Origin of the sequence: Butyrivibrio sp. LC3010 (genome assembly GCF_000424385.1) — a bacterium.
GTDB lineage: Bacteria > Bacillota > Clostridia > Lachnospirales > Lachnospiraceae > Butyrivibrio.
Genome location: NZ_AUJU01000024.1, coordinates 51,049 through 62,689 on the forward strand (window position 1 = coordinate 51,049; position 11,641 = coordinate 62,689).

The 11,641-nt window shown below is 39.7% G+C and carries 10 protein-coding genes; 4 read left to right on the top strand and 6 right to left on the bottom strand.

All coding sequences use genetic code 11. The features are described from left to right. Positions 1–5: 5 nt before the first annotated feature. The 5 genes from mobA to G622_RS0114935 all read right to left on the bottom strand — a co-directional run bounded on the left by mobA (position 6) and on the right by G622_RS0114935 (position 4,262). Positions 6–635 carry a molybdenum cofactor guanylyltransferase gene (mobA, locus tag G622_RS0114915; protein WP_026511367.1) on the bottom strand — a complete coding sequence of 210 codons (630 nt, stop codon included), beginning with the start codon at positions 633–635 and terminating at the stop codon, positions 6–8. Next, entirely contained in the window at positions 632–1,099 is a 468-nt protein-coding gene (locus G622_RS0114920; protein ID WP_026511368.1) for a hypothetical protein, read from the bottom strand. Before G622_RS0114920 ends, mobA begins: the two co-directional genes overlap by 4 nt. Then, the gene (locus G622_RS0114925; RefSeq protein WP_026511369.1) at positions 1,096–1,650 is read right to left on the bottom strand and encodes a hypothetical protein; all 555 of its coding nucleotides are present in this window, start codon (positions 1,648–1,650) and stop codon (positions 1,096–1,098) included. Before G622_RS0114925 ends, G622_RS0114920 begins: the two co-directional genes overlap by 4 nt. A gap of 157 nt (positions 1,651–1,807) precedes the next feature. Further along, on the bottom strand, positions 1,808–3,505 hold the full coding sequence (locus G622_RS0114930; protein ID WP_026511370.1) for a sensor histidine kinase: 1,698 nt from the start codon (positions 3,503–3,505) through the stop codon (positions 1,808–1,810). Between the two features lie 4 nt (positions 3,506–3,509). Next, entirely contained in the window at positions 3,510–4,262 is a 753-nt protein-coding gene (locus G622_RS0114935; RefSeq protein ID WP_026511371.1) for a response regulator transcription factor, read from the bottom strand. Between the two features lie 206 nt (positions 4,263–4,468). Between G622_RS0114935 and G622_RS0114940 the strand changes: the two genes are divergently transcribed. From G622_RS0114940 to G622_RS0114955, 4 genes are read left to right on the top strand one after another with little or no spacing between them, the layout of a single operon-like run. Continuing rightward, entirely contained in the window at positions 4,469–6,220 is a 1,752-nt protein-coding gene (locus G622_RS0114940; protein WP_026511372.1) for an extracellular solute-binding protein, read from the top strand. A gap of 22 nt (positions 6,221–6,242) precedes the next feature. After that, a complete protein-coding gene (locus tag G622_RS0114945) occupies positions 6,243–7,154 on the top strand; it encodes an ABC transporter permease (RefSeq protein WP_081675348.1) in 912 nt (303 codons plus the stop codon). A 14-nt stretch (positions 7,155–7,168) separates the two neighbouring features. Next, complete coding sequence (locus G622_RS0114950; RefSeq protein ID WP_044913930.1) at positions 7,169–8,056, top strand: carbohydrate ABC transporter permease; 888 nt, start codon at positions 7,169–7,171, stop codon at positions 8,054–8,056. Positions 8,057–8,070: 14 nt separating this feature from the next. Continuing rightward, positions 8,071–10,503, top strand: a complete 2,433-nt coding sequence (locus tag G622_RS0114955; protein ID WP_026511375.1) for a glycoside hydrolase family 31 protein — start codon at positions 8,071–8,073, stop codon at positions 10,501–10,503. Positions 10,504–10,575: 72 nt separating this feature from the next. On the opposite strand, the gene G622_RS26925 is transcribed toward G622_RS0114955, so the two are convergent. Further along, positions 10,576–11,637: an ABC transporter substrate-binding protein gene (locus G622_RS26925; RefSeq protein WP_026511376.1), complete on the bottom strand. Its 1,062-nt coding sequence runs from the start codon at positions 11,635–11,637 to the stop codon at positions 10,576–10,578. Positions 11,638–11,641 lie beyond the last annotated feature (4 nt).

Genomic DNA, 11,641 nt, shown 5'->3' on the forward strand with positions numbered 1-11,641 from the left:
CATATTTATTTTTCATTAGGAAAAATATGCAAAATCTGCTCATAGTCCTCAGGAGTATTGCAGTTTAGCAGTTCGTAAGGATTACCATGAAAATCGTAATACTGGCAATCAAGTCTTTCAAGGAGGGCTCTGATTGCTAGTTTTTTATTGTCTATAAGCTCTTTGCACAAATCTGCATGGGAGGTGTTATAAACACCGATAAGAGGCTCAGGGTGACCATTATATGTCAAAACGGTGGCATCGGGATTATTGTCCAGATGTGCAGCAAGTAGCATGTTTAAGGTATCTTCTGAGAGAAGGGGTATATCAACACTCATAACCAGGGCGCAGCTATGTTTGCATTTGAGGAAACAGGAATATAGCCCACCCATTGGACCAAGGTCCGGGATAAGGTCAGAAACCTGACTGACGTATGGACTCTGGTGGGGGTCAGCAAGGGAATCTGAGCCGGGCGGTGTCAAGGCGTTAGCAGAGTGGAAACTTTTTCCAGATACAATGATGTCATCGCATCCAAGGTTTTCAAGTTTCTCTATCTGAATTTCAAGCAGAATCCTCCCGCCAAGGAGGAGCTTTGACTTATCAGTTTTCATGCGGCTGCTTTTGCCGCCTGCAAGTATTATTCCGCTGAAATTCATTTTTTTAACTCTATCCTCGCAACATCCTTAACCTGGCGTTTAGAATTACTGTCACCAAAAACAACCAGTTTGATTTTTAATGCACCTGCATCATCTGTAGAACTTGTAAGATATGCGACTCCGTCTGAAGAAATCTCAGCTGCTGTTAATTCAGCAGAGTATTCATCAGTGGAAACGATTTTTGCCACAGAAAAATCATCTAACGTAATATCAGCAAGATTAAGGACGCTAAGAAGCGTCACTCCGGTATCTGATATTACGTTTTCTTTGCCTTTTCCGTTAATGGTTGTGCCCTGAACATCAACGGCCGGAGCCTTAAACGGGTCTACCGAAATATCTTTTCCTTCATATGTAATGGTAAGAGTTCCGGGGGCGGACGCAGTTCGACTGGGCAGATAAATGACTGTGAAAACTGTAGTTATTAGCAAAAGTACAATGACGATAATGAGATTACTTTTTTTCATTGGATTTCCTTTTCTGATAATATGACAGGTTTAAGGCGTTTCACCAGCTGGGCAGCCAGAAGTCCGCAGATGGAGCCGCTTGTACCTGAAACACATGCATATAATATAAGTACAATTCCGGTCAGCCGGAATACCAGGAAATTGGCGGTCAGACTTGCAGTGATTGAAGCTGCGATGGATGAAATCATGATGCTCAAAGACATATCTTTTGCAGTTTTTCTCGTGATAAAAAGGACCATATCGACTGTAAGCCCCGGCAGAATATATCCCACAGGCGCCAGTAGTCCCATGCTTCCTGTCATCCCAAAGCATAGTGCCAAAACGCTTTGCACTATCGCCATGAGGGTTCCGCAGCCAAAAGCAGGTATCATGGATGCGGCAATAATAAGGAACATAAGAGAACAACTGGTGGCGATACCACCCGGTATATGCAGGAACTCTGTGATCACATTGGCTGCCGGCGATATGAGTTTTTTGGCAAATAGACCAAGATCGCAGCATAGCGCCATAAAAATATAGACTCTCAGTTTTGACCGGATTTCTGTTTTCATAAGCGTAACTCCTTATGTCATTTGGACCTGCAAAAAACGGTAAAACAGAATATTTTCTATAACATATTATATCAGTCATTTATATTATTGTCCTTTTTCATTTTGTGTTTCATATAATCTATGACCTGATATTAGGTTAGCTTGAGAATGAAAGTATTTAGTTTAAAGGCAGCTTTATGGTAGCTGTTGTGCCAATCCCCATCTCGCTTTCATAGGAAATGCCATATTCCTGACCAAAATAGAGCTTTATACGCTGGTCAACGTTTCTGATACCGTAGCCCTTTGTTTCTGCTGTCAGAATGTTGTCCAGCGTATTTTTGTCCATACCACAGCCATTGTCTTTCACGGTAATGAGTATATTTTCATCATCCCTTTTTATGCTGATATAAAGCTTTCCAATATAGTCTTCTTTATCGTTGTATCTTATGCCGTGAACAATGGAATTTTCAACAAGAGGCTGAATTATCAGGTTGATGACTCTGCAGCCAAACAAGGATTCATCAACATCATAACTGAATTCGAAGGAGTCTGAGTGGAGCATCCTCTGTATCTCCAGATATGATAAAGTATTTCTCCATTCATCTGCCAATTTGGTTGTATTGTGCCCTTTATTCAGGGTAGTTCTGTAAAAAGTGGATAGTTGAAGCGCAATGCTGCTGATCTCAGACTGATCCGCCTGTATAGCTTTACTGTTTATCATGGACAGACAGTTGTACAGAAAATGAGGATTTATCTGAGATTGTAGCATTTGAAGCCTATATTCCTGCTTCGCAAGTTTATTAATATATAGCTCGTGAATGGTGTTTTCGAGACGTCTTGCCATGTTATCAAAAGCGCCTATGAGTTTGGCTATTTCATCATTGTTTTTGCTTTTTACGGTTACTGTGAAGTTATCAGCCTGAATCTGATCCATATTGTTTGCGAGCTTTTCAAGAGGCTCTACCAGATGCTTGGATAGAACCACACCAAGGTAGATCATGGAAACTATACATAAAGCAATCATTCCCATGATGACAAGAATAAATGAATTGGCGGTACTTGTTATAAATTTCTGCGGTCTGAAAACAATGATATTCCAGCCGTGGGAATCTTCTGTAGAGACTTCTCTAAAATATCCGGAACCTGCATTTTTACCAAGTGTCTGCTCCAAATTCTGTTCAAAGAATAATTCGGAGGGAGCATTAGAAAAAGTGGAATAGTCAAAAATAAGCTGTCCCGCACTGTCATATATGCCAATCGCATAATCATCCTCAAATAATGTTTTATAGGAAGAAAACGCATAGTCGTAGGACAACGTGATAGTCATGATATTATTATAAAAACGGCAGGGAACAAGATATACCAATAAGAATTTGCTGCTGTTTTTATCGAATATGTAGAAGGGTTTTTGGGCTGAGAGAGCATCAGAATACCAGCTATACTCCTGGAGGTCTGACAGTTGTTTAAGTGTGGTCCCGTGGGGATACAGGTTGGTCTCTGTATAAAGAGTTATCCCCTCAATCTCAGGATGCATGGCCTGTATCATAAGAAATTTAGAGTCAAAAACCTCAGTATTTGCAAGGAACATCTCATAGTTACTGCCATATTTTTTGTCCACAGCTGATTGAATGGCTTCATCCCAGGCAAGGGTAGTTATGATACTTTCCTGAAGAGACAGATAATGACTTAAAGAAGATGATGCCTGATCCAGAACATTATTGATATTATTTTTTTCCTGAGAAACCAGAAGCCTTCTGGACTGTATAGTACAGAAGGCTCCTAATAGTATTACAGGAATCAGACTAACTACAAAACATATTATCTGAATTTTATTTCTGAATTTAAGGTTTTGATACCAGGACATACCGCTTATCATAATCTCAGTTTTCTCCACTTCTTACTTTTTCAGGTGTTTTCCCAAAATGATCACGGAAGCTTTTTACAAAATAGGAGTCATTTTTAAAGCCTACACTGATTCCAATATCAGCAATTTTCATATTGGTGGTCAGAAGCATCTCTCTGGCTTTTTCCATGCGGACATTTTTGATATATTTGTTGATTCCGCAGCCGGTCTCTGCTTTAAATATTGTGCTCAGATAGCTTGTGTTTAAGTAGACCATTTCAGCAAGGCTGTTTAGTGATATATTTTTATAGTAATTGGCTTTAATATATTTTTTTACAAGCTCAACGGAATGCTTGCCGCCGTCAGTTCCGCTTATTTTTGTTTCCGGCAGCTCTTTCTTTTGGCTTGCGTTATCAAGGAGTTTCAAGGTGCTGTCCATGGTTGCCTCGAACTCCTTTGGATCTAATGGTTTTAACATATAGTTACATGCATGAACAGACAGAGCAGCTTTTGCATATGAAAAATTATCGTAGCAGCTAAAAAAAAGTATCGGCAGTTCGTCATTGCCTTCACGCGCCTTTTTAGCAAGGTCAATACCACTTACGAATGGCATTTCTATATCTGTAAGAAGAACATCAATCGGAGTGCCGCCAAGTATATCAAGAGCCTGCTTGCCATTTGATGCGTGGAGTACATTAAAAGTTTCCGTAAGTCCCAGCTTTTGCAGCAGGAAAATTACAAGATCATATTCATTTTTTTCATCCTCAGCAATCAGCATATTATAGGACATATGTGCATTCCTCCGAAATTAAAACGATTTTACAAAATTCATTATATCAATAAAAATAGGAAGCACAATCTGTAAAATAAAATGTCCTAAAAAAATGATACAAATCCAAAAAAATTTATATATAATCCATAAAAATCGAATGCTACTATATCTGTGTCGATACATTAGCTAATGGGGAACAAAAAACAAGTAAAAGGGAGAATGTTATGTTAATGAGAAGGGCAAAAAGAATAATATCCTGTGCCGTACTCTCAACAGCAGTACTTACAATGACTGCTTGCGGAAACACAGGTGGGGACACAAATTCTGCTTCGGAAACACAGGAAGCTCAGGATAATACACATAGTAATGACAATAAGGAAAATGCTTCTTCAAATGGGGATGAGGCAGCATTTAAAGGTTTTGAGCCATATGAGGATGAGCTGAATATTCATATCGGAAGACTGGCTTCACAGCACACAGTATCCACACTTCTTCCGGGAGATACTCTTGAGGACAATCCTTATACCAGATATGTGACAGATAATCTCAACATTACATTTACAGATGAGATTGAAGCAGCAGATGAGGATTATAAGAACAATATAGCGCTTGCAACATCAAGTGGAGATATCCCGGAGATGTTTACGGTTACAAGCTATGACACTCTGGTTGATCTTGTAGAAAGCGATCTGCTTTGCGATTTAACAGATGTATACAATGAATACGCCAGTGATTATATAAAGAAGATCTATGATTCCTTCGAGGGAAGAGGTCTTGATATGGTTACCTTTGACGGTAAGCTGATGGCTCTTCCGGGAACCAATGCTGATAATGGTGTTCCTACACTTTGCTGGATAAGAAAAGACTGGCTTGACAAGCTGAATATCAACCCTGATGAGGACGGGGATCTGTGCGTTAGCTATGAAGAAATTGCAGATGTAGCAAGAGCTTTCGTAAAGGAAGATGTTTCAGGTAAGGGAACAATCGGTATCGCTATGAGTGATGGCATCGGTGATGCTGAGTGGATTGCCAATGCAAATGGCGGATTTGTAGGAAAATGGCTTGATAACGGTGATGGAACAATCTCATGGTCTACATTATCAGATGCAAACAAGAAGAGTTGGGAAATCTTACACCAGTGGTTTGAAGAGGGAATTCTTGATCCTCAGTTTGGTACAAGAACCTATGAGGATGTTACAGCTCTTTTGATTGATAATAAGTGCGGTATCGCATTTGGCGCATGGCATATGCCTGACTGGAGATTTTCACATGTTAAGGATGCCAATCCGGAGGCTGAGTACATTGCTTACACAATTAAGGATTCAACAGGCAAGGTAAATCTTGCGCATGAAAATCCGACAAATAACTTCATTGTTGTAAGAAAAGACTACGAGCATCCTGAAGCTGCAGTAAAGATCCAAAATGTACTTTTTGATGAGCTTGTACATGAAACTCTTGATACAGCACCGGAAGTAATGTCATTTGTCCAGAACGGCGGTGATAACTTCACAAAGCCTGTACAGATCGAATGTCTGCCTTCTACAACCAAAGATGTTTACTTTAATGAGCATCAGGCTGTTCTCAAGGGAGAACTTAAGCCCGAGGATACATCGACAGCAGAGAACAAGAACAGCTCATCTATCATGCTTGAGTACTTGAAGGATCCTGAAAATGTAACAGAAGAAACACGTACAGGATGGTCATTCTATAATTCAAGAATCGTAGGTCTTGGTGCAGCCATCGACGGACTTAATAAAAATGGTAATGCCAACTGGGTATCACCCCTTTATCCACCGACACTTGAAGCAATGGAGCAGAAAAAAGCTGCTCTGGATACGCTTGAGCTTAAGGCATATATCCAGATTGTAACAGGTGAGCAGCCTATCGAATACTTCGAACAGTATAAGCAGGATTGGATGGATTACGGTGGTGCTGATATCATTGCAGAAATGGAAGAGTACTACGCTAACAAATAAATAAAATACGGGTGAGTGCAATATGGCAAAGAATAATACTGCTAGTAAGATTAAAACTAAAAATATTGCCTCAGAAGTGTTCTATCAGTGCATGATGTTACCGGGCATGGTATTCGTTATATTATTTAACCTCGTGCCTATGCTTGGTATCATCATGGCATTTCAGGATTTTAAGCCCGCGAAGGGATTTCTGGGATCTAAGTTCGTCGGTCTTAAGCATTACATCTATCTTTTTCAAATTCCCGATGGATTTAACATATTCAGAAATACGCTGGTTATCGCAGTCGGCAAGATTGTGATAGGAACGCTTATGGCAATAGCTTTTTCAATTTTGTTAAACGAAATAAAACATGTATGGCTGAAAAAAGGTGTTCAGACAGTTGTTTATCTACCTCACTTCCTGTCCTGGGTAATTCTTGCAACAGCCATTAAAAATCTCTTCAGGCTTGATGGATTTGTAAATGCAGTACTTGGAACAGGAGTCAACTTTTTAGGCAGCAATTCTTTTTTCCAACCTCTGCTGATAGGAAGTGATGTTTGGAAGGAATTTGGCTATAATTCCGTAGTCTATCTGGCGGCTCTTACTGCAATAGATCCAGGTCTCCATGAAGCTGCAAAAATCGATGGTGCAAATTGGTGGGACAGAGTGATTCACGTAACCCTGCCCGGAATGCGCTCTGTCATAATACTTATGTGCGCCATGAGCCTTGGAAGTATACTAAATGCCGGCTTTGATCAGGTTTATAACCTTTATACTGCGCCGGTTTATGAGACAGGTGATATTATTGACACCTATGTGTACAGGGTAGGTCTTACCTCAATGCAATATAGTTTTGCAACGGCTATAGGACTTTTGAAATCAGTTATAGCCTTTGTGCTTATGATGCTTGCTAATCATCTGGCTAAGAAATATACAGACAGTAAAATATTCTGAGAAGGAAAATACATATGAATACAAAGAAAATAGCTGGAAAAACCGGTATTATCTGCATCTATGGAATTGTAGTTTTCCTGGGGCTTTGCTGTCTTTTGCCATTGTGGTATATCGTGGCAATATCATTTTCAAAAGCCTCTGCTGTAGAAGGAAATATGGTATCACTGATACCAATAGGATTTAATACAGTGGCCTACGAGGAAATTCTTACAGATGCTCAATATTGGCGATCCTTTTTAATATCTATTCTGCGCGTAATTCTGGCGGTCATCATTAACCTTTCCCTGACAGTCAGCATGGCTTACGCGCTTACCAAGAACAATAAACAGTTCCACGGAAGAGATATTTATATGAACATTCTTATTTTTGCCATGCTCTTTAATGGCGGAATGATTCCGACATTTCTGGCGATAAAAAAGTATCATCTGCTAAATACTATATGGGCATTGGTACTTCCGGGAGCTGTTCCGATTTTTAATGTAATACTGCTGATGAATTTTTTCCTCGGAATACCAAAGTCTCTGGAGGAAGCAGCAGTCCTTGACGGTGCAAATCCGCTACAGGTTCTCACCAGGGTATATATTCCCTGCTCTGTGCCGGTTCTTGCAACGGTAACACTTTTTAGTATCGTAGGCAGTTGGAATGATTTCTATAGCGGACTTATATACATCACAAGAATAGAGAACTATCCGCTTATGACTTATATTCAGAGCCTGACCATAAACATGGAAGAGATAGTAAAGCACGGTACAATGGAAGACATTATCAGGGCTTCGCAGGTATCCGAGCAGAACCTGAATGCTGCTAAAATCGTAGTGGCTGTTATTCCGCTAATGCTCATTTATCCGTTTTTACAAAAGTACTTTATAACAGGAATCGTAATAGGTTCGGTTAAGGAATAAGTTGGAGGACTAAGATGAATAAAACACTGAACATTACGAGACATCCTGTTTCAAAACCGGAGAATGTAATATGCCAGGGAAATTACAGGATTACGATTTTAACTGAAAGACTCATAAGATTTGAATACAGTAAAGATCAGGTATTTGAAGACAGAGCAACGCAGGTTGTGCTAAACAGAGATTTTCCAAAGGTATCTTTTAGTCTGAATAAGACTTCTGAAAGGATTGAGATTAAGACAAGATATCTTCATCTTTATTATGATGAAAAGGAGCCTGGTGAAACAGGGCTTCAGGTAGAAATAAAGGACAGTAAAACATCTCATGTCGGTCACTGGTACTATGGGAAAAAAGCTCAAATGGCGGGTAACCTTGGCGGAACAATAAGAACTCTCGATGAAGTAAATGGAAGTTGTCCAATCGATGCAGGTCTTGTTTCAAAAGACGGTTGGGGTCTTCATGATGATTCAACATCGCTTGTTATTACGGAAGATGGCTGGGTAGCTCTGCGTGAGCATGCGGAAACAGATTTGTATCTGTTTGGATATGGTAGTGATTATAAGGGATGCCTGCATGATTTCTATACTCTTACAGGCAAAACGCCAATGCTTCCCAGATTCGTACTTGGTAACTGGTGGAGCAGATATTATGAATACTCTGAAAAAAGCTACAGAGAGCTTATGGAGCGATTTGATGATGAAGGAATACCTTTTTCTGTAGCAGTAATAGATATGGACTGGCATCTTGTTGATATTGATCCTAAGTATGGAAGCGGCTGGACCGGATTTTCCTGGAACAAGAAGCTTTTTCCTGATCCCCCGAAATTCATGAAATATCTGCATGACAGAGGTATGAAAGTCACGCTGAATCTCCATCCTGCTGATGGGATAAGAGCTTACGAGGACTGTTATCACGATATAGCAGAAAAAATGGGAGTAGATATTCAAAACCAGGAGACCGTTGAATTTGATGCTGCAAACTCCAGGTTCATAGAAAATTATCTGGAGTATGTTTGTCATCCCCATGAAAAAGACGGAGTTGATTTTTGGTGGATAGACTGGCAGCAAGGCACAAAAACGGGACTAAAAGGGCTTGATCCTCTCTGGATATTAAATCACTATCATTATCTCGATAGTGGAAGGAATGGTTTGCGGCCTCTTACTTTTTCAAGATATGCAGGACCCGGATCCCACAGATATCCTATAGGATTTTCAGGAGATACAGTTGTAACCTGGGAATCACTGCAGTTTCAGCCCTATTTTACAGCTACAGCCTCAAATATAGGTTATGGCTGGTGGAGTCATGATATAGGCGGTCACACTCATGGTTATAAGGATGATCAGCTGGAATGCAGATGGTATCAGTTTGGTGTCTTTTCACCTATCATGCGACTTCATTCGGAAAAAAATGAATTCAATGGAAAAGAACCCTGGCGCTTTAGAAAAGATATAAGCGAAATAATGAAGAGATTCCTTAGGTTAAGGCATGAGTTATTGCCATATCTTTATACCATGAATTACAGGGCATATAAATTTGATGAGCCAATCATACAGCCTTTGTACTATAACATTATGCCGGATGAGGCCTTTGAGCAGGCATACGAACAAGTAAAAAATGAGTATTATTTTGGAACAGAAATGATAGTAAGCCCTGTGACAAGTAAGTGTATCAAAGGCATAAATGTGGCAAAGACCACAACATACCTGCCGGAAGGTAATTACTATGATTTCTTTACAGATGTCATATACTCAGGAGGCAAAAACATAGACTGTTACCGCACCCTGGAATCGATACCTCTGTTTGTACCGGAGGGAGGAATCATTCCAATGACGGACAAAATAGGAACTAAGGATGTAACTACTAATCCGGATTCACTTGTAATTCATGCTTATGCAGGAAAAAATGGCAGCTTCACAATGTATGAAGATGACAATGTAAGTATGGGTTATGTGGATGGAGATGCTGTATTTACAGAATTTATCCTGAAGTGGTCTGATGAAAAGAGTTTTACCATCAAAGCTCCAACAGGTAATATCAGTCTTCTTCCCAGGAAGAGAGATTACCGAATTGTAATTCATGGCGCAGATATGAGTAAGTACAAGGGTGGTCTCCAAAGTTATGTTACCGTATCTGATGGAAGTACTCCAATAGGCGCGGAGATTTCCTACAATGAAAAGCTTAATCAGCTTATTGTAAACATGCCTGAGTGTAGTTTGGATAAGGATATAACCATTACGATTCCTGCTGACATCTGCTTAAAGAAGAATGCTGTAAAAAGTGTAATATTTGATTTTCTTAATCAGGCTGAAATTTCTTTTGCTCTTAAAAACGATATTTACTGGGCTGTAGATAACGGCGATACTCCGGATCAGATTATGGAGAGCCTTGAGCAAATGAATATTGAGAATGATCTTTATAAAGCGATATACGAAATAATATACAGTTCGTAAAAAAACTGATGCCAGGAGTCTGTTTAGATTCCTGGCATTTACCATTTCAAAAGAAATTCTGGTTTTAAATCCTTAATCAGCGGATTTAACTTTCATCCATTCATTGGAATAGAGCTTATCGGTTTCTTCACCGAGATACTGATAAGCCTCAACATTCATAGTAGAAAGATCAGGGAAAGCAACCTTAGAGTTCTTTATATCTTCATCTTCGATGTTTTCCTGAGCTTCGGTATTGGGAGTGGAGTAGGTGATGTACTCAAAGTTCTTAAGAGCAATATCACCGCGGCACATAAAATCAATCCATTTTTCAGCATTGGAAACATGCTTGGATCCCTTGGTAATAACCCAGGAATCAATCCATACATTGGTGCCTTCCTTTGGAACAACATACTCAAGATTAGGATTTTCTCTAGCGGTATAAATTGCTTCGCCGGAGTAGATTACTCCAAGAGCGGCTTCTTCACCGATCATTTTATCCCTTACCTGATCAATTACATATGCCTGAACAAGTGGTTTTTGTGCAATAAGATCCTCTGTCGCTTTTGAAACTTCATCAGGATCTTTAGAATTAAGTGAATAACCGTTTTTGATAAGAGCCACCATGTAAGCATCTCTTACTGAATCCTGCATAAGTATCTGACCTTTGTATTTTTCATCCCAAAGGATATCCCAGCTGTCAACAACATCATCTACCATGGTCTTGTTATAGAGGATTCCGACTGTTCCCCAGCAATAGGGAATGGAGTACTTATTCTCAGGATCAAAATCTTTTGAAGTCTCAAAATACTGCTGACCGATATTTTTGACATTTGGAATATTGTCAAAGTTAAGGGGCTGAACCATGTCATTTTCAATGAGCTTCTGAATCATGTAATCGGATGGGCAGATAACATCATAGGCTGAAGTATCTTGTGCAAGCTTTGCGTACATGATCTCATTGTTTTCGAACATGTCGTAGATTACATCGATACCGGTCTCATCTTCAAATTCCTTTATTACATCTTCATCTATGTACTCGCCCCAGTTGTAGACATAAAGTTTGTTGTTTGAATCAGTTTTCTCTGACCCGCAGCCTGCTAAAGCAGCACAAGTTATCATGACAACAAGTGCCACGGAAATCAATTTCTTTTTCATAATG

What these genes read in the sequence shown, in the direction of transcription:
- mobA (WP_026511367.1), bottom strand. Translation starts at nt 635, where the DNA reads ATGAATTTCAGCGGAATAATACTTGCAGGCGGCAAAAGCAGCCGCATG.
- G622_RS0114920 (WP_026511368.1), bottom strand. Translation starts at nt 1,099, where the DNA reads ATGAAAAAAAGTAATCTCATTATCGTCATTGTACTTTTGCTAATAACT.
- G622_RS0114925 (WP_026511369.1), bottom strand. Translation starts at nt 1,650, where the DNA reads ATGAAAACAGAAATCCGGTCAAAACTGAGAGTCTATATTTTTATGGCG.
- G622_RS0114930 (WP_026511370.1), bottom strand. Translation starts at nt 3,505, where the DNA reads ATGATAAGCGGTATGTCCTGGTATCAAAACCTTAAATTCAGAAATAAA.
- G622_RS0114935 (WP_026511371.1), bottom strand. Translation starts at nt 4,262, where the DNA reads ATGTCCTATAATATGCTGATTGCTGAGGATGAAAAAAATGAATATGAT.
- G622_RS0114940 (WP_026511372.1), top strand. Translation starts at nt 4,469, where the DNA reads ATGTTAATGAGAAGGGCAAAAAGAATAATATCCTGTGCCGTACTCTCA.
- G622_RS0114945 (WP_081675348.1), top strand. Translation starts at nt 6,243, where the DNA reads ATGGCAAAGAATAATACTGCTAGTAAGATTAAAACTAAAAATATTGCC.
- G622_RS0114950 (WP_044913930.1), top strand. Translation starts at nt 7,169, where the DNA reads ATGAATACAAAGAAAATAGCTGGAAAAACCGGTATTATCTGCATCTAT.
- G622_RS0114955 (WP_026511375.1), top strand. Translation starts at nt 8,071, where the DNA reads ATGAATAAAACACTGAACATTACGAGACATCCTGTTTCAAAACCGGAG.
- G622_RS26925 (WP_026511376.1), bottom strand. Translation starts at nt 11,637, where the DNA reads ATGAAAAAGAAATTGATTTCCGTGGCACTTGTTGTCATGATAACTTGT.